The sequence below is a fragment of the Marinobacter sp. DY40_1A1 genome, assembly GCF_016597815.1.
GTDB classification, from domain to species: domain Bacteria; phylum Pseudomonadota; class Gammaproteobacteria; order Pseudomonadales; family Oleiphilaceae; genus Marinobacter; species Marinobacter xiaoshiensis.
In genome coordinates this window covers 1-22,796 of the sequence record NZ_VCHA01000006.1, presented here as the reverse complement: position 1 = coordinate 22,796, position 22,796 = coordinate 1, and the positions used below count along the sequence as shown (strand labels likewise).

Below are 22,796 nucleotides of genomic sequence, written 5' to 3'. Positions count from 1 at the left end.
TAATTCAGAGGGACTAGCCCATGCTCTGAACAAACTATGCGAGGCATGCTCAGAGCTTTTTTAACTCGTTTATAGATTAATTCCTGCTAACCAGCCATTCACGACATCGGGGTTCGCTGCGATCCACTCCCGGGCGACATCTAAAGCTTCCTTCTTATTCGCACTGACCTCATAGCTCCACTGAGACATTATATCGGGGTCAACACTCACCTGGCTCAGGAACTGGGCCACTTGAGGCAATCGCGTTTCCAGACTTTTCGAATAAGCGACCGAAGCATCAATTACCGGGAACGCACACTGGATATCGCTCTTTTCATACCACTCAGGATCTTCTGTTGGTGAGACATAGTAGAAGCAACCATCGGGGTTATAGTCCGGGCTACCTTTGGCGCTTTCGTGTGAATAACCGGTAAAAGGCGGTTCTTCAAGAAGTCGCAGATCATAATGAAGATGCAAACCTTCAGGCTTCCAATAATAAAGTAGCAAGCCTTGTTTTCTACGGAACGCTGTTTTCAGCTGTGCTTTCATGATGGCGTCCGATACTTCCATCGGCTCAAAATATTCGGAAAAGCCGTAACTCTTTGCCTGGACCAAGTTCTGAGGCGTTGTTCCCCAGCCTGGTGCGCCGGGCCAAAAGTCGCCTTTACCATTACCGTTGACATCAAACAACTTAGCAATCTCAGGTTTGGCCAGATCATGAACCGACCTGACGCCATATTTGTCCTGGATATATCCGGGAATATACCAGCCTTGCTCACCTGTAAACTTCTTTCCGCGCACGATGGTCTCGCGTGATCCCTCGGCAATATATTTATCATAAGCTGGCTGTTGTGCGGGCAGCCAGAATTCACTATGAACGTCGACGTTCCCATCACCCTTATCCATACTGGCGTAGATGAGGTTTTGATCAAGCCTCGGAGTTTCAACATCCACATTTAAACGGTTTTTTATTACCTCCGCGAGAACCTGCTGCATGATCTGAGCGCTGTCCCACCCCGGATCGGCGATGACTACTTTATCGTTGGCGTAAGCTGTACCTGTAAGACCAAGCGAAAGGCCCATACCAACAATAATTGATTTAATACTTCTTGTTATTTTCATTTCTCTACTCCTATTAACCAGCCATTCACGACATCGGGGTTCGCTGCGATCCACTCCCGGGCGACATCTAAAGCTTCCTTCTTATTCGCACTGACCTCGTAGCTCCACTGTGACACTGTGTCGGAATCCATGCTTACCTGGCTCAGGAACTGGGCCACTTCAGGCAACCGCGTTTCCAGGCTTTTTGAGTAAGCGACCGAAGCATCAATTACCGGCCAGGTACAGTTGATTTCGCTCTTCTCATACCACTCAGGATCTTCTGTTGGTGTGATATAGTAGAAGCAACCATCGGGGTTATAGTCCGGGCTACCTTTGGCGCTTTCGTGTGAATAGCCGGTAAAAGGCGGTTCTTCCAGTCTTCGCAGATCATACTCAGCATGCACACCTTCGGGCTTCCAATAGGCAAATAAAAAGCCTTGCTTTTTACGGAACGCTTTTTTTAGCTGCGACTTCATGATGGCGTCCGATACTTCCATGGGCTCAAAATATTCGGAAATACCGTAACTCTTCGCCTGGACCAAGCCCCGAGATGTTGATTCCCAGCCCGGAGCGCCGGCCCAGAAGTCGCCGTTACCATTACCGTTCATATCAAATAGTTTAGCGGTCTCTGGGTTGACCAGGTCATAGATCGACTTGATGCCATACTCGTCCTGGATATATCCGGGAATATACCAGCCTTGCTCACCTGTAAACTTCTTTCCCCGCACGATGGTCTCGCGTGATCCCTTGGCAATATATTTATCATAAGCTGGCTGTTGTGCGGGCAGCCAGAATTCGCTAAGGATATCGACGGTACCATCACCCTTGTCCATTCCAGGATAGGTGAGATTCAGATCAAGCCTCAGCGTTTTAACATCCACATTTAAACGGTTTTTTATTACCTCCGCGAGCACCAGCTGCATGACCTGAGAACTGGCCCAACCTGAATCGGCGATGACTACTTTATCGTTGGCGTAAGCTGTACCTGTAAGACCAAGCGAAAGACCCATACCAACAATAATTGATTTAACACTTCTTGTTATTTTCATTCTTCCTTCCTCGCTGCACTTGTTTAATAGCTTTACGACAGTCCTGTTTACGACCTCGCAATGGCGTGCCAGGCTTACACCAAGAACGCCTCGGAAATAGAATCCGCGATCACCAAGGCATCCACCGCTATACAGCCACTAGGTCCGACCAGAACAGGGTTCACATCTACCTCAAGCAATACATCGCCAAGGACCGCTGCCATTTCCGAAAAACGAACCAGCGATTCGGCCAAGTGTTCGATATTGGCTGCAGGACGGCCTCGAACGCCATCTAATAGCACCTTAACTTTCAACTTATCCAGCAGGCGGTGTGCCTGCGCCAAATCAAAAGGAGGCAGGGCAAAAGCACGATCACTCAACACCTCTATAAGCACACCTCCGCTACTAACCATCACCAGCGGTCCGAATTGCGGATCCTTGACCAGCCCAAACGCCAACTCCACCCCTTCATCGGCCATCGGTTCAACCGTCACACGCGGCCCGAGTCGTTCAACCAGGTCGTCATAGGCTTCGGTGAACGCATCGATATCCGCCAGCCCCAACACAACCCCCCCGACATCGGACTTGTGATGGATACCAGGCATCGCGGTTTTCAACACCAGCGGAAAGCCGACCGCCTGAGCAACAGCCATCGCCTCATTACGATCATTGGCAACCTGGGCTTTTACCGTGGGCACGCCGAAGTCAGACAATAAGGCCAGACTGTCCGCTTCACCCAGGGCTTCACCCTGCGTCAGCCGTTGCCGCCAACGCAGGACGATGTCCTCATCAGGCACACTGGCAGTGACCATTTGCTGGCGCGCCATGAACTCCCGATATTTCATCGCGTGGCTAATGGCCTTCAAGGCATGCTCGACACCGTTGATCAATGGGACGCCACTGTCGGCGAGATCCTCAGCGATTCGACAGTTTTGCGCGCTGGATAGGGTGTTGATGACCACAAAGGGCTTGTCGGAATACCTTTGAACCTCTTTAGCGAGTGCGATCAAACCTGGCTCATAGATAAAACTGTCTTGCATACCGACTTCCAGGATGCCAATAGCAACATTCGGATCCTCCATCACGGTGCGAACACCCTGTTCGAAGACATTGAGATAGTTAGCGTCCATCGGCCCGGCACAGTCGAGAGGATTGACCGGCGCCAGCTCCATGGGTAGGAAGCTGCGCAATCTATCGGTTGTTTCATCGGTGATCTGCGCGAAGGGAACATCGATATCGCTGGCAATATCGATCGCCAGCTCTCGCAGGCCACCGGAGTCACTCACATAACCAATGCCGCCCGGACCGACCCTTTGTGGCTGTGACAACAGCTGCGCGGTTGCCAGCATTTCATCCAGTGATGCTGTGCGGATGACTCCATAACGGTCAAACAGGGCTTCATAAGCGGCGTCGTTACCCGCGATCGCCCCCGAGTGGGTTGCCGCCAGGCGCGCACTGGCCTCGGTTCGCCCAACCTTGGTGACCAGCACCGGAACACCTCGTTCATTGGCTTTTTTCAATGCAGCCTCAAAACCTGCAGGATCACGCACGGTTTCCAGAAAGAGCGCAACAACGCCGGTTGAGGGTTGCTCGAGGGTATAATCCAAGTAGTCGGCAACGGTTGTACCGATCTCCTGGCCCGCCGATACCGCCAGATTGAAGCGAAAACGCGGATCGTTGCTTACAGGCAAGATAAATACCGAGCCCGAGTGTGCGATCAATGTAATGTTGCCAGCCTTTCTTTCACTCGGAGCGTGAAAGCCGGCATGGGTATTATGGATAAAATTGAAATAACCCATGCCATTACCGCCACATACGGGCATACCCGCAGCCTGGGCCTTGCTTTTGAGCCGCTCCAGTAATGTAGTGTCAGCCTCTTCCACCATATGGCATGCGTCGAAGATAACGACGCCACCCACGCCTATCTTGATGGCTTCGTCAAAAAGCCCTTCAATCCGATGGCCGGCAACACTGAGCACGACCAGATCTGGTGTCTGCGGCAACGCTGAGAGAGAGGCATAACAAGGCCGATTATCAATCTCCGAATATTTTGGGTTGATAAAGTAGATATCGCCTTCGTAGCCGCCGGCTACCAATGTACGAATCATATCGTTGCCGATGGTTCCTTCAGTGGGCGACGCGCCGACAAAGGCAATAGACTTCGGGGTCAACAACGCATCTAGCTTATGCACTTTGTTCAACACAACTGGATGGTCAATTCTCTTCTTCATACTTAGGCCCCTTTAAAAACAGGTTTACGTTTCTCAGCGAAGGCCCGAGGACCTTCCAAGTAGTCTTCGGAGCGCAACATCCGCTCATAGATCGTCAAATCACTTTCGCCCTTCCAGGCCTGGTGGGTTTTTACGAACCGTTCCTCGACCGAGAGTGGCTCTAAGGCGTTTAAAACGGTTTTGAGTGCCTGCACGGCCAAAGGCGCACCATCGGCAATCGTATCGGCAATCTCACGGGCCTTAGCCATCAGCTGATCCGTCGGTACCACATCACGGACCATCCCCCAGCGATGCGCTTCAGCAGCTCCCATCCTACGTCCTGTATACAACAAATCAGCGGCGACCTGTTTGGGCAAGATACTGGGCAAGCGCTGCAAGCCACCGGCATCGGGTAGGAAGCCAAGCTGTATATCCGGCAGGATAAATTCAGCTGTCTCAGAGGCTACGATCAAATCTGCCGCCATCACACACTCAAACGCGCCGCCCACACAATAGCCATTAACGGCGGCAATGACAGGCTTTGTCAGCCCTTCAAACTCAGGCAGACCACCAATACCGCCTGGCCCCAGGTCAAGTGATGAAGGGTCTGCAACCTCAGACTCGCCGGCAAACTCTTTCATATCCCAGCCGGCCGAAAACATTTTTCCGGCGCCGGTGATAATGCCTACCAACAGATCAGGGTCGTCATTCAGCATCTTGAATGCATCATAGAGGGCATAGCTAGCGGCGCGATTAATCGCATTCGCAGGAGAGCGATCGAGCGTAATTTCAAGCACTTTGCCACGACGCACAACTAAAACGCCGTGATTAATTGAACTTTCCATAAAAGCAACCGTTTTATTTAATTTCAACAAACTAGTGACAGGCTTTTACAATTCCATCTCTTTTAGACTCTGCGTCAAAGCACAACCTGTCAGCCCATGTTCTATGAGGTCAGGCCACTTCGAATAGCCCGGCGGCTCCCATCCCCCCTCCTACGCACATAGTTACGACCACATACTTCACACCGCGCCGCTTGCCTTCGAGCAGGGCATGACCAACTTGACGGGCGCCACTCATGCCATAGGGGTGACCGATAGAGATACCGCCGCCGTTCACGTTGAGCCTGTCATTATCGATACCCAGCTTGTCCCGGCAGTACAATACCTGGCAGGCGAAAGCTTCGTTGAGCTCCCAGAGGCCGATGTCGTTAATGGTCAAGCCATGCTGTTTGAGCAGTTTGGGTATCGCATAGACCGGTCCGATACCCATCTCTTCCGGTGCCAGGCCAGCAACGGCGATCCCTCGATAAAGCCCAAGGATATCGAGGTTGCGTCGCTCGGCTAGTGTGCGATCCATCAGTACGCTAGCCGAAGCGCCGTCGGACAACTGGCTGGCGTTCCCGGCGGTGATGGTGCCGTCTTCGACTACCGGGCCCAGTGCCTGGAGGCTCTCCTGCGTAGTCTGAGACCGATTGCACTCATCCTTGGTCAGGGTCACCTCTTGGTAGCTGATCTCTTTGGTCTCGCGATTGGCTACAGCCTTGGTGGTGAGGACCGGCACGATTTCACTGTCGAAAAGGCCCGCCTCCTGGGCGGCGGCGGTGCGCAACTGAGACTGCAGTGCGTATTCGTCCTGGGCCTGGCGGCTAACACCATATTTGTTCGCCACGTTTTCTGCGGTGTAGAGCATCGGCATATACGCGTGTTCAACATGACGTAGGACGTTCTCGTCCTGTTCGGTCAGAGCCCAGTCCAAAAACCGGTTTTGCACCGCACTGATATTTTCCTGGCCAGCGCCGATCACCACGTCCATGCCGTCGACAATGACCTGTTTGGCGGCGGTGGCGATCGCCATCAAGCCAGAGGCACACTGGCGGTCCAGAGTTTGGCCGCTGACGCCGGTCGGCAGGCCTGCAGCCAGGGCGCTCATTCGGCCCAGGTTCCAGCCAGCGGTGCCTCCTTGCAGGGCGGTACCGATAACCACGTCTTCGATCTCGCCGGGTTCGATGCCGGCGCGCTCAACAGCAGCACGGATTGCATGGGCAGCCAATGTCGGCGATTTGATGTTATTCAACGACCCGCGGAAGGCCTTACCGATCGGTGTACGGGCGGTTGAAACAATAACGGCTTCTTTCATGATACATTCTCGTCGTAAAAGTTATTGAACCTGGAACTGGGCGAAGGTCTTGTCCTCTGCAACCAGCTTCCTTAGCAGGGTCGAAGGCTGGAACCACATGTCGCCGTATGCGCCCAGTGCGGTGCGATACTTCTCGATGCTAGCGAGTATTTGCCTGAGTCCTGTTTCATCCGCGTACTGCATCGGACCACCGCGCCAGATCGGGAAACCATAACCGTTCGCCCAGGCTAAGTCGCAATCACCTGAGCGATAAGCGATACCATCCTGCAGAATGTTGGCGCCCTCGTTGATCAGCATGTAAATGCAGCGCTCATAGATCTCTTGGTCAGAGATCTCACGTCGCTCAATGCCGAGCTCGCTGGCAATCTGCACAGCCAACTCGAGGATCTCGGGGTTCTCTTGTTTATCGCGACCTTGGTAGAGATAGAAACCACGTTTGGTCTTCTGTCCGTAGCGACCCAGTTCACAGAGCTTGTCGGAGATGAGACAGTAGGAAGGATCATGGGCAATGATGTCGCGGCGTGCTTCGCGCACCATGTATCCGATATCAATACCGGCAAGATCGAACATTGAAAACGGCCCCATTGCCAGCCCGAACCGAGTCAGCACACTATCCACCTGCGTCGGAGAAGCACCTTCGAGCACCAGGCGGTTCGCTTCGCGGGCATAGGGCTCGAGCATACGATTACCGACAAAACCGTAGCAGACACCGACCACGATAGGCTGCTTATTGATAGTCCTGGCCAAGTTCAGCGCGGTGACAATGACATCATCTGATGTCTTCTCGCCACGCACGATTTCAAGCAGGCGCATCACGTTGGCAGGGCTAAAAAAGTGCAGGCCGATAACATCCTGCGGTCGGTCGGTCGCATCGGCGATCGCATCCAGGTCGAGCGTCGAGGTGTTGCTGGCCAAAATGACTCCAGGCTTACAGACTTGATCAAGCTTTTTGAAGACTGCGCGCTTAACTTCCATGCTTTCGAATACCGCTTCGATCACCAAGTCGGCGTCAGCCAGATCCTCATAGCTTAGAGTTCCTTGCAACAGCGCCATGCGCTCTTCGACTTGAGCGCCGGTTATACGACCTTTCTCTACTGATTTCTCATAGTTGTTACGAATCTGGTTCAGGCCATGAGTGAGCGCATCTTCTTGCTGTTCCAGCAGTTTGACCTGGATACCAGCATTGGCAAAGTTCATTGCAATACCACCGCCCATAGTTCCCGCGCCAATGATGGCAACCTGTTTGATGTTGCGCGGTGGAACCTTGTGGTCGACCCCCGGGATCTTCCTGGCTTCGCGCTCGGCGAAGAACAGGTGTTGCTGAGCTCGGGCTTGTGGCGTATCTAGGCACTCAGCGAACAGTTCGGCCTCTTTAGCCAGACCTTCTGTCAGCGGTAATCGACAAGCTGCTTCGACCGCCTGAACCCCTCTTTCAGGTGCATAGAAACCGCGGGTTTTGCGGCCGAGAGAGGCGCGAAAATCATCAAAGTAATTCGCGTCTAGCTCGCGAATATCGACCGGGATGTCAACGCAAGAACGTACCGGTGCCCCATTAATGAGTAGCTTATTGGCGAATTGAATCGCGGCATCGGCGAGATCACCGTCGGCGATTTCGTCGATCAGCCCAGAGAGTACAGTCAGCTCTGCGGAAACCGGTTTGCCGGAAGTAATCATCTCTACCGCCATTTTGGGATTGGCCAAGCGCGGCAAACGTTGGGTACCGCCGGCGCCAGGAATGAGACCGAGCTGGACTTCAGGGAGCCCCAGTTGAGCGCCGGCTTCGGCGATACGATAATCGCAGGCCAGTGCCAACTCAAAACCACCACCAAGAGCCATGCCGTTGATCGCCGCGATGACCGGCTTTGGCGACTCCTCCAGCATTCTGCAAAGATGCGGCAAAGCAGGCTCACTCCACGCCAGATCACTGCCTAACTCGCTTATATCCGCACCGCCACTGAAGATACGACCAGACGAATTCAGGACGATCGCCCGGACGTCCGAGTCAGAAATCGCATTCTGGTAAGCCTGCAGAATTGCTACACGCAGCCCGTGCCCCAAGGAGTTAACTGGCGGGTGGTTTAGACTAATCACCGCTATTGGACCTTCGGTATGGTAATTCAGAAACTCAACCATAAAACTCTCTCTTGATTCTGTTACTTTAGCTTTAGGGTCAACGCGCTTCGATGATGCTAAATCAGCTCCTGCCTCTGCGGCTCCGAACTCATGTGGGTTTTCTCGGCGATTTTATTTTCCCGTAGTCGCCCTACACCGTCGCTTAACCTACATCTACTTATAACAATGACAGGCACACCGAGGCGTCAACCTGCGGGTTGGTTTTGCGTAACCAGGTGGGTGGAATTAATATGAACCGGGGTGGAAAGCGCGAGCTGCGTGCGCGCGTCAAGCGCTATGTTAGGCCCTCTTACGGTAACCGTCCGCCAAACCCCTCTTGAGCCTGATGCTGAAGCCTTCAAGATAGTGTCCACTTATTCTTTAGTGGACACTATCTATGAACCACGTAAGCGTACCCCGCCCTTACCGAAAACGTTGTCGGCACGCTCCGGAATTTAAAGCTCGGCTGGTGGCCGAGTATCATAGTCCGGGTGCGTCTGTTTTACGTATTGCCCTGGATAATGACCTCAACGCCAACCAACTTCGGCGTTGGATCAGGGAGACGAAACAAGCAGATGGAGGACTGCCTCCAGCCTTTGTACCGGTTCGTTTGCCAGCAATGGGCGGGCATACCACCAATCCTGCCGATACCGATCGCACCATCCGCATCGAGACCCCACGAGCCGGCGGCTCGGTTGTGGTGGAGTGGCCCGCCGATCAAGGCCAACAGTGCGCGGCTTTTCTGCGTAAGCTGTTGTCATGATCCGCATTGACTAGATCTAGCTGGCCACCAAACCGCTGGATATGCGGGCCGGGCCAGATACGGCGTTGGCGTGTGTGGTTCAGGTGCTTGACTCAACCAAACCCCATTGTGCGTACCTATTCGCCAACAAGCGGGGCAACCAGATGAAAGTGCTGATCCACAATGGCCTGGGCATCTGGCTCTGTGCCAGACGATTGAATCACGGCAAATTCCACTGGGGCGAAGCCTGGCGTGGTAAGTAAGTGACGTTAACGGACGAACAGTTGGCTGCACTGGTTCAAGGACTTCCATGGCAGCGCCTCGGTGAGGCCGGAGTGATCTCGGTTTTATAACCATAAGCCGGTTACCCAGAACATCATCAGAATAGCGCATCGTCTTGGTGGTCGTGGCTTGGCATGCTGCTCGGTATGTAAAAACATCCCGATCTTAACCAGCTCTCTGCCGATCAACTCCGTTCCTTAGCGACGGAGTTGATGACGTCCCTAGACGCCAAAGAACAGGCACTGAGCCTGAAAGATCGAGCGCTGGTGCTGTTGATCTCTCAGCACCACTGGATCTCGCGGTTGGAGGTGATGTCCTTGGAGTAAGCAAACACAAAGATCTTCAGGAGAATGGCAGGATCGTAGGCCGTGCTGCCTGTGTCGTCGTTGCAATACTTGGGGTGAAACACCGACAGATCTAACTTGTGTTCAAAGGTGCCGGGCTGAAGCTGTTCCTGATAATTGACGACCATAGCATCCTGGTCGTAGTTGTAGTACTTGAAGCAGGGCATTCCGACTGCTCCTTGTCTGTTTGCCCAATGTTACCGAAACCGGTCTGGTTTGGGGTTTTGCTACAGTCTCAACGTGCCGCTGCAGTGATAGTTTTAATCCAGTCTGCAAAGCTCAATGATCACTATCCGTACGCTTATCTTAAAGACGTGCTGACGAGACAGCCGATGCAGAAAAAAATGCCATTGATGAGTTGCTACCGCACAACTGGACGCCGGCAGGCCTTACGAGGGGCGCAGCATTCAGAGCGCACTGCCGGAACTGCGACAATCACCAAGGCATATTGACTGAGCCATCTAACCCTTGTTAACTGATGACAGAGTTTTCATCTTATTAATTAAGAATAAAAATGTTTACCTGATAACAAATTACTCTCGAGTGACATGTTTATGCCTGTGCCAGTTATTATCAATAAAGTCAAAATTCCCACTGAGGTTTCGACCTGGGTGGTTCGTGACAGTCTTCTCGCACGCTTGAGCACGGCAAAACATCATCGACTAATAATGATCTGCTGCCCTGGTGGTTACGGAAAAACGGTGCTGCTAACCCAATGGGCCCATCGCGCCGACCTGCATACCGCCTGGTATACGTTGGATAGCCGGGACAACGACAGCAACCTTTTCCTGACCTATTTGGTTGCCGCCTTCAAAAAAGCCGGGGTCGTAGGGGAGCAACTTCTAAAAGAGGCACAAGAATCGCTGCCTGCGGTGTCCGAGCGAGTCTGGGCGGAGTTGCTTAACCAGATACAACACTTCATGCACCCTATTACACTCGTGCTGGATAACGTCGATCAGATTAAAGCTCCTCGTGTTAAACAACGAATTCAACGCCTTCTGGATGAAGCACCTGATAATCTGCACTTGGCACTTGCCTCTCGCGCCCGCCCCAACATTGCACTCAGCCGGTTACGCACTGAAAATCAGCTGGTTGAATTCGAACTCACGGATTTAGCCTTTAATGCTGACGACACCGCCAAGCTCTGCAATTTATCAGGATTTGAGACCACACCAGCCGCAGTTCGCCATCTCAACTCTTGCAACGAAGGTTGGATTACCGGTATTCAACTCTGGGGTAGCGCCTACCAAAAGCTCAGACAAAGCGATGAGCTTGAGCTCGACCACTCACATGTTGCTGCGCTTGCCGAGCAATATATAAGCACCTATTTCCAACAGGAGATCCTCGAACAGCTGAACGAATCATTGCGCGATCTATTATATGACACCAGCGTTGTCGACGCATTCAATGTAGGCCTTGTAAAGCATTTGAATCCCCAATCGAAGCGTGACCCTATAGCACGGCTACTGCAACACAACTTGTTTGTCCAGCCGCATGGCCATGAGATTGGCTGGCACCGCTATCACCCTATGTTTCAGTGCTACCTATACAAGCAGTTAAAACAGACAGATTTAGCCCGTACCCAAGAACTCCACCGACTGGCAGTGGAGTGGTTTCTACAAAAGGGCCGTTATGCTGAGGGACTTCAGCAGTATGGACGCTGTCATGATTTCAAAGCTCTGCTCCGCTTTATCGAGAAGCACACTTTCGATTTGGTTCGTGAGGGCGAAGTAAACGACGTCGTTAATCTGATCGAGACTATCCCTCAGGAGCTAACAGATGACCACCACACTCTGGCGATCATCGAAGCCTCGGCAATTATTATTAGCAACGATCTCAATCGTATAAAAAGCAACCTCAGCCGACTGAAGCGCTTGCTTAAACCGCACCCCCTTAACAGCAATCCTCAGCAGCGCCTTAGTCAAACAGTTGCCTATTTGCGAGCCAGACAGGCGGATCTCGGGGGCAACCTGCGCCATTGTATATCCATTTGTGACGCTGAGCTGCTAAGCGGAAAAAACAATAACGCTGCCCTGTCAATATTAAAATTCTTTCGAGCCAGTTCCCACTTCGGGCTTGGCGAGCTATCTACAGCGAAAAGAAACGCCGAGCAATCACTCCATGAACTAAGGTTATTCGGCGTTAGAGGATTACCCAACTATTTGGATTTCCTGCTCGGCCAGATCGAGATTGCTCAAGGTCAGGTCCGACAGGCAGAGGCTCGTTTTGTCGGATTAAGGCCCAGTGGCGATTTGGAGGCCGTGGCACGTAATTTCTACGATCTTTTCTATTTCTTGGGTTTGGGTTTGGCCCGCCTGGAAATAAACCGACTAGACAGCGCCGAACGCTTACTCGATCGCGCCGCATTGATCGCCATGGCATTCCGTCCAGCGGCTATCTTGCCTTGGGTCCTTCACCATCAGGCCCGACTCTATTGGGCTCAAGCCAAACCTGAGCAGGCCGATAAAGCATGGGCGGAAGCCCAGGCAGTCGCTACTAAAAATAAGCTCTGGGGAGTTTACCGGCTATGCGGCGCTTATCGAGTCCGCTTGGCAGTAGAGCGTGACGATGAGACTGCCATCAATGTTTGGCTGAGCGAGTGGGATCGGGTGTTAAGACTCTATGGTATAGACACTATGCCGGAAGAGCGGCTTGCCTACTGCTGGGTAGAGTATCATCGCCGCAACTGGCAAGATGCCCATAGTAGTTGTGAACTTTTGATTTCCGCACTAGATAAGCAAAACCACCAGCAGCTGCTGATCGACGCTTACCTGCTACAAAGCCGACTGCAGTGGAGTAAGGATCTTGAGGAAATAGCGCTTCACAGCCTGGACAAAGCAGTAGAACTTGCAGCAGAAAGTAATTTACATCGCTTATTTTTTCATGAAAGACAAAACCTCTTCGAGCTTTTCCAGCTCGGCCTTTCAGAAAAAGCCTTCCAACAACAGGGCACAACACAACTACTTAAAAATGCAGGCCCAATACGAAAGCTTCTTTTCGAACTCAAGAGCGAAGCATCCTCACCCTCCCCCTTTCGCGAGCAACCACTGCCACCCCCTTTTGATCAACTTTCGAAACGAGAGCTTGACGTGTTGTTTCATATAGTTGAAGGCCGTAGGAATCAGGAGATTGCCGAGTTCCTATTCATTGGTATCAGTACGGTAAAAACGCATATCAACAGTATTTTCAGGAAGCTCAATACCGACAGCAGGGAGGGCCTAATCCAAAAAGCGTGCCTGCTCCAACTGACTAAGACCACAGCACTTGAATCATAAAGTGGCTATGGACTGTTAGTGGCCAATTAAAGTGACCCACCTCCGAGTGACCGTCAAACCACAGAACCAGCTACTGTCCCCCGCTTTTATCGATGGCCGGGGGCATGTCAGTGAAGGAGTGGGTTGTGATACACAAGATCAAAGCACTGCACGATAACGGTAAAGGATCGTAGATTCGCGCCATCAGTCAGGAACTGGTGCTGTCCCGCAATACCGTTCGCAAGTATCTGCGAATGGATGAGAACGCGATTTCGGAACAGATTGAGAATCCCTCGCGCACAAAGCGCCTCGACGACCACCGTGATTACTTGGTGCATTTGCTCAAGAAGTTTTCCAAGCCCAGCGCCGTCAGGAGTGCCCGCAAGCTGCAATCGAAGGTGGGTGAATTGCTAGCTTCAGATCGGTCCATTCGCCGCTATGAGCGAATGCTCAAGGAGGAAGTGGCCTCGGCTCAGATATGCTACTACGAGCCCATTCTGGACGACGTGCCCGGTGTTCAGTGCCAGGTGGACCCCGGTGAGTTGCGCAGTGTGCTGATCGGTGGCGACGAGCGCGCGCTGCATTTTGTAGTATTCGTGCTGTCGTACTCGCGGTTGATGTACGTGGGTCTGGCCTTTCGCCCTCTGGATACCCAGACTTTTATCCAGCTTCACGATGAAGCCCTGCGTTACTTCGGTGGCCTGCCAGAGGAGGCACATTGCGGGTCGGTTATTCGGCAAGCGCCATCTTCTCCAAAACACTTACTTCAGTCTTGGCTGATTTACTCGCAAATCGCCCAATGCCCAATCTGGAGTTACACAAAGGGAACGCCCTCTTTCATATCGCATCGCTGAAAGCTGGCAAGCTAGATGCTGGGGTTCCCCGCGCAGATCTGGATGAAGGCGCCCTGTCTGGCTTATTAGTTTCCAGGTTAGGAAATGAGCCGCTTTTTGTGATTCTGAACCGGGGTCATAGATTGCAGGAAAAATCGGTTTTAGGGAGCTTGATGGGGAGCGGTTTTGCTTCAGCCGGCTACCCAAAGAACCTTTCTGAGGCGACAACTGGAGACATTAGCAAACAAGGCAGGAATATCCATAAGCCGTGTTCTAGAGGTATCCGATATTGGCATCGCGATCCTTCCTGCCAGCGTCGCGTCTATGGCTCACGGACTGATTGCTATACCGCTTACCGATGAGGGCTTCTCCCAGCCCCTCATACTCGCTTGTATCGTGGACAACCCTCTGAGTGACCTGCTCAGAGATCTCGTCTACTCGCATTGGCCCCGCGAATTTCACAACAATTAATCACCATCACGCCATCGCCGCAACTACCCTATCAGGCCTGCACGAGTATGTAGCAGGGCTTGTTCAAGTGTTAAAGTTAAGTTGTCTACAGTGCGCCGGCCTGATCTCAGGCTTTCCGGAGAGCTAATGCCAATGAATCAACTTCCTAACATCACCAATAGCCACGGTAGTGCTGGCCTCAGATGGATTCTCGATCAGGCTAAAAGCTGGCATCTTTCTGACGCCGAGCTAGCAACACTGTTGGATATCACGACAACGACCCTGCATCACTGGTCATGTGAGATACAAGCTCCTAACAATCAGAACTTCGAATTACCCGCGCCAGTCGTCGAGCGGATCGGTCTGTTTCTTGGGCTGCATAAAGCTCTGGTGCTCCTAACACCTGCTGGCCATGAAAAAATGGCTGCAGAATGGTTCACCAAACCCACCCGTTTGTGGAGGCTGAATGGAACCTCCATCCGAACGCACCTGCTGGATAATCCCAACACCGAAACGTTGATCAGGTTGGTGCGCGACATCCGATCAGTGACTGCTTGAAGACTGAGATTCCCTCGCCTAGTGTTTCGTCTGTTTAATTCGCTTATTCATGTTGGGTATAATAAGAGCTATACATCAGCAATAAAAGGCTCCCATCGTGGCCAAACCCGCAGCGCCGTTTAATCTAACTGTAAACGATCAGTTGGAACTCGAAAGTTGGTGCCGAACCAATACCCTGAGCCAGCATCTGGCGCAACGCGCCAAGATTCTTTTGTTACTGAACGAAGGTGAGACACCAAAAGGGATCTCAGACTCTCTTCAGGTTAGCACTCAAACCGTCTTCAAGTGGCGCAAACGCTACAGTGAGCGAGGTCTTGAGGGGCTTTATGATGCGCCGCGACCCGGTCAGCCGCGAAAGCTGGCCGGTAAAACCGTCAAGAAGATTTTAGATGACACGGTCCATAAGGTTCCGAAAGAAGCCACACACTGGAGCATCAGCCTTATGGCCGAGCATGCCGGGGTGACGCGGTGGCAAGTGCATCAAATCTGGAAAGCAGCCGATTTGAAACCGCACCGGATCAAAACGTTCAAGATCAGCAACGACCCTCACTTCGCCGAGAAGGTTTGTGATGTTGTCGGGCTCTATATGAATCCCCCGGACAATGCACTGGTTCTGTCTGTTGACGAAAAGACCCAAATTCAGGCTCTTGACCGAACTCAGCCAAAATTGCAGCTTCGTCCAGGACAAGTGGAGCGTCGCACACACGATTGCAAGCGTCATGGCACAACCAGTCTGTACGCTGCGTTTAATACACTGACGGGCCAGGTGATTGGTCGAGTCACTCAGCGCCACCGGGCCAAGGAGTTTTTGGATTTCTTGCGACAGATTGATCGAGAAACTCCGAAGGGTATGGATCTACATTTGATTCTGGATAACAGCTCGACTCACAAGACGCCAGAGGCCAAAGCTTGGTTGGCCAAGCACCCTCGATTCAAGCTGCACTTCACGCCCACGAGCGCGTCCTGGCTCAATGCGGTGGAGGGTTGGTTTAGCCAACTGGAGCGACGGGCACTTTATCGAGGCATTTTCACCAGTGTCGGCGAATTAAAGTCTGCGATTAAAAAGTTCATCAAGGTTCACAACGAAAAACTGGCAAAGCCGTTCCGGTGGCATAAAAGTGCCGAGTCCATTATGACATCGGTGGCGAAAGCAAAGCTGAGTCTAATTGATAATAAGTGAGCGAATTAACCAAACGAGACACTAGATTCCTGAGAAGAATGACCCGACTTTGCCACAACGCTCGGTAGTTACCAACTTTATTACGAAGTTACCGACTTTATTATTAAGTTACCAACTATATTATGATCCCACACTAACCACTGCGTCAATGGTCTGGCGTTTAGCAATATGGAGTAGTGAGTGGAAGGTTTAGTTGTTCTGATCATCGTCGTGGCTCTGTTGTTCGTCCTGATATGGTCCTTCAAATCGAGACCTGGCAGCTCTCAAAAAGGTAGCAGGCCGCACTCAGCCCAAGAACCTCAACTCGATGTAACCCAACAGATAGCCGCATCGTCTGCTCAACGGCTAGTTGAGATCATCAACGAATCTCTCCAAATCGCCAATGACTCAAAAAATGCTGATACCAAGATTTCACGCTTAGATTTGGCCAAAGAAAGGTTGGATGAGCTAAAGGACCTAGTCAAAGAAAACCCTTGGATCAAAATCGATCAGCTTTCGGAAGTTGAACAGAACATCAGCACGTTGGAATGGGAATTCAAACAAGCCAATTATCGGGAAGCGGCAGATGGCAATATGCGTGGCCAAGCCCTTGAAAAAGAAAGGAAAATCGAGGAAGGCCTTCTGGAATATGAAAAACTTCTGGAACAGGGAGTAGATACCCCCTTTACATACCGTAGGCTCTCTATTCTGTATTCAAAGCGGAAAGACCGGGAAAATGAGCTACGTGTTCTGAGGACGGCACTAAGAAATGTACCGGTTGAAAACTCAAAACACTATCAATGGTTCGCGGAGCGTCTTGCCAAGAAGTCAGAATGAATCCCGTACAGTCAGATTGTGCCTAATATTGGAGTCGATCATCCCACCTGAATGTCCGCTTTGCGACCGAAGCGGCCAACTTATGATGTCATTACCACCACCCCCCCGGCGACTTTGTGTTTGCTGAAGAGGCTGAGCAAGTTGCGTCTTTACTACCACATAGAAAACCAGATTTGATGCAATGATGGTTCTCACCTTGCAGTTTCGTCAATTTCGCTCTGCTAATGACGCTGTAGCAACCAACTGGCACTGAATTGCCTGCCCCGTTAAATCAATCTTCCAGGGAGCTTTGCATACATGGTTTTAGACTTGCCCCCCCTGCGCTGACAATCCTATGTTTAGCCGGACTCAACATTAGAAATACATCAAACATTTTCAGGGTAAGCTGCCTGATGTTCTGATAAATCATCGCTAAGCTCAATCCATGCTCTTTTAGCTTTCACTGCTGCGCATATCTCACTCGCGTGGCTGGCGAGCTCAGACACTGAAACACCGAGGCCGCCACATAGCTCATTGAACAAAACACTGTAATTGCCAATCAGCTCCTCAGCAGCACTCAATTCCGCCAATGCCTCAAGGTAAAGCTGCTCAAAATTCGAGCTGTCACGTGAGAGTTGGCTAAGTTGACTCCGGTGCTGGCTATAGCTTTTCACCCAATCCAGTAACTCCTCAGGAGCCATACCAATATGACGGTAGGCGTCAGTGCGACAATACTCGGTTTTGTATTTGAGTTGATATTGGCGGGCGACATAAAGGGCTTTGGCTCTAGCTTCCATGATCCTTCGCGCCGAAACTTCCAACTCAGATCGTATTCTTTTCGACTCGGCTTCCGCCCATTCTTTACGATCACCAACCGTGAACAAAAACGGCGGTTGGTTAACTCGTAGAGGGGGCAATTTTATTGTCTCGCGTTTGACCTCTCCCTCCAGCAACGAGTACCACTCTCTGACTTTTTTATGTCGGGCCCTCGACTTTTTTAACCCCCGGATAAGCACCTCATCGAAACATGACATGTGTGCCGCATAATCATCTTGCAGCAAAGATAGTTTTTGGGCGCTACCGTAAAATGCCTTTGCAGAAAGCGTCGCTGTGCTATGTGCATCACGAACCACCGGGACGTGATAGGCATGAATATGAGGGCTCGTTTCATCCAGGTGCAGAGTGGCGCTCACAATATCTTCAGCCCCATACCGGCTTAATAGAAAACCCAGAGAGTGCTGGGCCCAGCTATTAATATGAGCAGGCGATTTACCGGCCCAGTATTCATCTCGAACCGTCAGCACGAACTCAACGGCCCAAACAGCATCCTTTCGGATGCTTTTTACCCCGGCATTTTTCCGCGCCTCGATCACTTCGCCAACACGGCTTTTGACCAATTCGTCAGGAGAGCGTCCCTCGCCAATCAACGCCACGTTAAGGTGTGTTTTCCGAGGATCGGCGTTGGGTGTCTCAATAACCCGTGTAACGTGAGCGCTACTAAGGGCGACGTTTGTTTTCTTTAGCTTTTTAGTTCGGAGAATTACCGCTGTCATAACTCAGCCTCTGGCTTGGGATCCCGACCGGTGAAGTGTAGTGAGTACGCTTAACAACTCTTTAGCCTCTGCTCCCTAAACCATAATTTGATAAAGCCACCCCGCAGAAGTGGCGGAAATGGCGGATTCCAGTAATTTCAATGGGTACAGGTGGCGGACGGGGTGCGGAGCGTGGCGGAAACTGGCGGAAAATAATCTCCGCCAGTTTCCGCACGAATTCCGCCAACGGCCAGGAATCTATCCTTATGATTTATATTACGTTTACTTATTTCCGCTTTATCCGCCATTTCCGCCATTCAACATCGCTAGCTGGCGACAAAGATTTCCGATTACCTAATGACTGTCCATTCGACGGGGGCACCTTTACGGCCGTGTTCCGTAACATCTACATGTCCCAATGTTTCGAGGTGTCTGAGTGTTTTTCGAATATCGGCTGCCTTTCGGTTGAAAAGCCGACGGGAGATCCTCTTAAAATCATTTGAGTGAAGAACCCCTCCGGACTGGGTAACAATCCATTCCAATAACTCTCGAGCGAGGTGATCCCTCTCCTCGTAAAAGGCTTCTTCCTCTCTGAAAGCGGTTGAGGAGAGGTAATACTTAATAAGCACAAACGCCCTCTGAACATGACTACGTTCAATTGTTTCGGCCTGCTCGATAAAAGCCAGCACTGCCGCAATACGCGCAGCGATTTCAGCGGCCTTACTTGCACTAGCTCTCATTCGTGCAAACTCACCGCCCTCCAAATTTTCTGCTTCAATCTGGTTGTAACCTTCCACCCATTCCGCAAGGGCGTTCCTTTTAATTTGCATGACCCTAGGCTCTAGTGCGCCGGTTCGCCGACACACCGGAAGTGGAGTTTTTAGTAGATGTGATAGACGGGTCGAATACGTGTCATAAGCTGGTACTTCAAATATATTGGCGCTCAATGAGTCTGGGCCAAGAAATCGCGTTCCAGCCATAGTTTTTTCGTGGCAGATAAGAAACCGGGCGAGAAACCCTTGTCCCTGAAACAGCTCATCTGACAGGATTCGCTTAGCCACTACGGGCTGCACCATCAGATGCGCAGATAGCCTCCGGCCAATTAGCTGGCCAGAGTCTGTAGTATTCGCTCTGGAGCGCGTTATTGAATCCCCGCCCCAGAGAGCCGACATCATTGCGATGGTTCGCCCTCTACTATCGTCACTCATTCCGTGACCACCAAAGAATCCAACTCCCTCATCTGAAAAAAGACCAAGGGTTGGCAGCCCATCTCGCAAATGCCCGTATATCCCTTCCGAATTCGGCTCCTGTATCAAAACGTGGGGGATTTTGGGCTCTGAAGGACGGAGTGCCTCAAGCTCCTCAAGCTGCTTTTGCAAGCTGCTCAATGCATCCTTCCCGTGATTTTGATTTTTTTTGAACTGGTTTCGACAAGCCTCGTAAGTAGTTTGCCAGGCCTCCATGGCAGCTCTGTGCTTTGGAGCGTTCGCTTCTATTTCCGCCTGTCGCTGCGTTTGCCAATGAGTGATTGGCGCCAATGCGATTTTATCTACAGAAGACTTCCGGTCGCCTGAGTCGGCAACCGTTAAAAAATAAAGCGAAACGGGGCTTCGAAGGGTATCTCCACGGCCTACGTCAATATGAGGCTGCGCAACAAGGGTAGCAGCAGCCAGGACAGACTGTGCAGCGATTCCCTTTGGTGCCTGGATTGCACCGGAAATGGCTATCGCCGCCTCGCCCAAAATCGGCCCCAACGCCTCAATCGGGTATTCTAGGTCTGGCTGGGGATCTACCAAGAAGCGTGAATTATCCCTGCCTTCCCGCTCAAGCTTGAGTACATTAGCGTTAGGCATCACATACCCCCCTCTTGTGCTCTCGCAACCCAGGCCTCAAGTGCTTTTAACGTATACCGAACACTCCGTCCGAAGCTGACGTACGTAGGTGCAGGTAACCCGGCAAGCGTTCCTGTCCAGCGGCTTTGTCGTATCGTGATGGGGCTAAACCCAAGATAGTAAGCAGCTTGGCGCTCGGTGAGATATCGGTTTTCAAACAACTCGTCACGCATTCCAATTCTCCTGAAAAGACCGGCGAGCTGAGCAACCACCACCATTGTGTTTTTTCTATCCGCACAATAAAGTGGCGACTGGCTATGATTCAAAAAGTGTGGCAACACTTCTTAGATCCACAGCCAAGGTCGGCTAAGCCGGCTAAATCTTGGGGAGGTTGACGCGCGTCCGGCAAGACACTCCTCGTCATCCTCCCCAACCCTTTGAGTCTCTCGATATATCTCGAGATCTACTCAATGCTACCAGAGGAAAACGTCGGAATTTGCCTGTGTACACACTCGCAGAATGTGGCGAGAGCTTATGCCTGGTGGATTTTCTCGTGAACCAAAACGCCCCAGGAATTTAGAGCTTTTTTCTGCTCTTCTATGAGCTGAGCACGCTGGTATGTGTCTTCAAGCCGGTCCTCACTCAGATGATTGAGAATTCGCCTGATGATGTGAGGAGGAGTGCCGCAGTGCTCTCCGAGGCCAGTAGCAACCGTTCGTCGAAGATCATGCACAGAGAATCGTTTCATGCCAGCCAATGGCGCGCTTTCATCAAGCGTTGCTGTTTTGACACCTTGTAGGCGAGCAACCGCCGTCGTCAGGGAAGCTGGAAGGATAGGTTGATCCTCCAATCGGGCACTCTGGAAAACGAACTCCGACTCCCGCGGCAAGGACTCGAGAATGTCCAAGAGCGCATCAGAGATATGTAGCACATGAGCGCGGCGACTTTTTGTCGTATTGGCCGGCAAAGTCCAAAGGCGTCGCTGTAGGTCGACATCGTTCCAGCGCGTTTGACAAAGCTCTCCTCGGCGCATTCCGGTCAACAAGAGAGCCCTCAAAGCTGCGCCAACAGAAGCAGACAAATCGTTTTCTTCGATCGCCCACCACAACAGTTTGATCTCGTCTAATGATAGATAACGTTCACCAGCTTGGCCTTTAGAAGCACCCAGTTTCGATGGTTCAAGGCCAAAAGCTGGGTTGTGATCAACCTGCCCTCTCACCTCGGCCAAATTGAACATCCCATTGAATATGGTAAGGCACTTTCGTGCTTGCTCCCGGCTATGTCGCTCCGCAACATCAGAAACAAGAGACGTTATCATTTGTCTTGAGATGGAGTTTACTAAAAGGGATGCAACTCGGTGCTGAAGATACTTCTGCCAGCGCCAAATGGTCTGTATAACAACAGTTTCTGAGGGAACTCGTTTAGTGCGAGAAGATGGGGTAGAGCTGTATATCTTTATCCAGGCATCGAACAACTCTTGACCTGTCCAAGTCTGCTCCGCAGCGAGCTTGGCTTGGCGGAATACTCGCTTAGGATTTAACCCATCAGATAAGTGTGCCCGCGCCTCTCCATGGGCATCCCTGGCTTGCTGGAGGGTCATAGTTGGATAGCGACCCAAAGCGAAAGCATCTTGCTTGCCCTGAAATCGGTACCGATAGAACCAGGTTTTGCTGGCTTTCACAGAGACGCGTAACGCCAGTCCTCCTCCATGAGGAGATCGCACCGACTCCCAAAACACAGAATCCTTAGGCTTTAGAGAAGCAACTTGCCGATCGGTCGTAATCAATAGAGTCTTCCTCTGGATCAGAAATTATAACCACAACCGTAACCACAAAATGAGTGTATAGAGGGAGATAACCAAAGACAACACCATATCGAAAAACGATGCAACTCGCTGTTTTTATGGTATTTATATGATAGCAGAAGATATTAAAACGAGTTAGACTATCGCCCTCCGAAGGCAGGGGTCACAGGTTCAAATCCTGTCGGGCGCGCCATATTTTTCAAGGCCTTACGTGAAAGCGTGGGGCCTTTTTATTTGGCTGTGCCCAAATGGTGCCCGTGGTGTGCCTAAGATTTCAAGCCACCTTTTCTTACCACTAAAATTATGACCCCTGCCCTGACTCCAGAAACTGCCTTTTGGGCACAGAAAGGGGACCTTGGAGAGTTGTAGCTCTCACCGCAAAGTGCGCGGTAAACGCCATTTACTGAAGCCAGTTCAACATCAATTACAAAATACTTTTAGCTCTCCCAATACCCCATCTTAGGATTGAAAATCGCCGTGAACCCATAGCCCTAGCATACCCCCCTCTGTCAGCCTTGTTGTCCAGTTGGCAATTTCGCCTGAATTTAATCAGTTGGGGCGGCATGGGAGCATTCATGCCACGTTATTCCGAAGAACGTAAAGCCGCCGTGTTGAAGAAGT

The 22,796-nt window shown here is 51.5% G+C and carries 17 protein-coding genes and 3 pseudogenes; 9 read left to right on the top strand and 11 right to left on the bottom strand.

Annotated elements, in window-relative coordinates; genetic code table 11:
- Positions 1-69 precede the first annotated feature (69 nt).
- The 6 genes from FFI61_RS15065 to FFI61_RS15040 form a co-directional block, all read right to left on the bottom strand.
- Positions 70-1,101 (bottom strand): glycine betaine ABC transporter substrate-binding protein, encoded by a 1,032-nt coding sequence (locus FFI61_RS15065; protein WP_200371554.1) that lies wholly within the window; start codon positions 1,099-1,101, stop codon positions 70-72.
- Positions 1,098-2,129, bottom strand: coding sequence for a glycine betaine ABC transporter substrate-binding protein (locus tag FFI61_RS15060; RefSeq protein WP_200371551.1), 1,032 nt, complete (start codon positions 2,127-2,129; stop codon positions 1,098-1,100). Before FFI61_RS15060 ends, FFI61_RS15065 begins: the two co-directional genes overlap by 4 nt.
- A 74-nt stretch (positions 2,130-2,203) precedes the next feature.
- Positions 2,204-4,339, bottom strand: a complete 2,136-nt coding sequence (locus FFI61_RS15055; RefSeq protein WP_200371548.1) for an acetate--CoA ligase family protein — start codon at positions 4,337-4,339, stop codon at positions 2,204-2,206.
- A 2-nt stretch (positions 4,340-4,341) separates the two neighbouring features.
- The gene (locus FFI61_RS15050) at positions 4,342-5,193 is read right to left on the bottom strand and encodes an enoyl-CoA hydratase-related protein (protein ID WP_227714972.1); all 852 of its coding nucleotides are present in this window, start codon (positions 5,191-5,193) and stop codon (positions 4,342-4,344) included.
- Positions 5,194-5,272: 79 nt separating this feature from the next.
- The gene (locus tag FFI61_RS15045) at positions 5,273-6,457 is read right to left on the bottom strand and encodes an acetyl-CoA C-acyltransferase (protein WP_200371546.1); all 1,185 of its coding nucleotides are present in this window, start codon (positions 6,455-6,457) and stop codon (positions 5,273-5,275) included.
- Between the two features lie 21 nt (positions 6,458-6,478).
- Entirely contained in the window at positions 6,479-8,590 is a 2,112-nt protein-coding gene (locus FFI61_RS15040; RefSeq protein WP_200371543.1) for a 3-hydroxyacyl-CoA dehydrogenase NAD-binding domain-containing protein, read from the bottom strand.
- 376 nt (positions 8,591-8,966) lie between these two features.
- Between FFI61_RS15040 and tnpA the strand changes: the two genes are divergently transcribed.
- Positions 8,967-9,332, top strand: coding sequence for an IS66-like element accessory protein TnpA (gene tnpA / locus FFI61_RS15035; protein WP_200371541.1), 366 nt, complete (start codon positions 8,967-8,969; stop codon positions 9,330-9,332).
- 20 nt (positions 9,333-9,352) lie between these two features.
- A complete protein-coding gene (gene tnpB / locus FFI61_RS15030) occupies positions 9,353-9,574 on the top strand; it encodes an IS66 family insertion sequence element accessory protein TnpB (protein ID WP_227714992.1) in 222 nt (73 codons plus the stop codon).
- A 302-nt stretch (positions 9,575-9,876) separates the two neighbouring features.
- On the opposite strand, the pseudogene FFI61_RS15025 reads toward tnpB, so the two are convergent.
- Positions 9,877-10,104, bottom strand: a pseudogene (locus FFI61_RS15025) (IS1182 family transposase); the annotation flags it as partial.
- Between the two features lie 51 nt (positions 10,105-10,155).
- Between FFI61_RS15025 and FFI61_RS17860 the strand changes: the two are divergent.
- The 7 genes and pseudogenes from FFI61_RS17860 to FFI61_RS14990 form a co-directional block, all read left to right on the top strand.
- A pseudogene (locus tag FFI61_RS17860) lies at positions 10,156-10,412 on the top strand (transposase domain-containing protein); the annotation flags it as partial.
- Positions 10,413-10,485: 73 nt separating this feature from the next.
- Entirely contained in the window at positions 10,486-13,212 is a 2,727-nt protein-coding gene (locus FFI61_RS15015) for a LuxR C-terminal-related transcriptional regulator (protein WP_200371537.1), read from the top strand.
- Between the two features lie 173 nt (positions 13,213-13,385).
- Positions 13,386-13,904: pseudogene (locus FFI61_RS15010) on the top strand (IS21 family transposase); the annotation flags it as partial.
- 5 nt (positions 13,905-13,909) lie between these two features.
- On the top strand, positions 13,910-14,386 hold the full coding sequence (locus FFI61_RS18070) for a LysR substrate-binding domain-containing protein (protein WP_200371535.1): 477 nt from the start codon (positions 13,910-13,912) through the stop codon (positions 14,384-14,386).
- A gap of 241 nt (positions 14,387-14,627) precedes the next feature.
- Positions 14,628-15,032: a hypothetical protein gene (locus FFI61_RS15000; RefSeq protein ID WP_200371533.1), complete on the top strand. Its 405-nt coding sequence runs from the start codon at positions 14,628-14,630 to the stop codon at positions 15,030-15,032.
- 97 nt (positions 15,033-15,129) lie between these two features.
- Positions 15,130-16,212: an IS630 family transposase gene (locus FFI61_RS14995; protein ID WP_200371531.1), complete on the top strand. Its 1,083-nt coding sequence runs from the start codon at positions 15,130-15,132 to the stop codon at positions 16,210-16,212.
- A 180-nt stretch (positions 16,213-16,392) separates the two neighbouring features.
- Positions 16,393-17,028, top strand: a complete 636-nt coding sequence (locus tag FFI61_RS14990) for a hypothetical protein (protein WP_200371529.1) — start codon at positions 16,393-16,395, stop codon at positions 17,026-17,028.
- A gap of 365 nt (positions 17,029-17,393) precedes the next feature.
- Here FFI61_RS14990 and mobV read toward each other — a convergent pair whose 3' ends face one another.
- The 4 genes from mobV to FFI61_RS14970 form a co-directional block, all read right to left on the bottom strand.
- The gene (gene mobV / locus FFI61_RS14985) at positions 17,394-18,560 is read right to left on the bottom strand and encodes a MobV family relaxase (RefSeq protein WP_200371528.1); all 1,167 of its coding nucleotides are present in this window, start codon (positions 18,558-18,560) and stop codon (positions 17,394-17,396) included.
- A 329-nt stretch (positions 18,561-18,889) separates the two neighbouring features.
- Positions 18,890-20,392, bottom strand: a complete 1,503-nt coding sequence (locus FFI61_RS14980; protein WP_200371526.1) for a YfjI family protein — start codon at positions 20,390-20,392, stop codon at positions 18,890-18,892.
- Complete coding sequence (locus FFI61_RS14975; protein WP_227714970.1) at positions 20,392-20,604, bottom strand: helix-turn-helix transcriptional regulator; 213 nt, start codon at positions 20,602-20,604, stop codon at positions 20,392-20,394. Before FFI61_RS14975 ends, FFI61_RS14980 begins: the two co-directional genes overlap by 1 nt.
- A 299-nt stretch (positions 20,605-20,903) precedes the next feature.
- Positions 20,904-22,157, bottom strand: a complete 1,254-nt coding sequence (locus FFI61_RS14970; protein WP_200371524.1) for a tyrosine-type recombinase/integrase — start codon at positions 22,155-22,157, stop codon at positions 20,904-20,906.
- Positions 22,158-22,796: the final 639 nt, after the last annotated feature.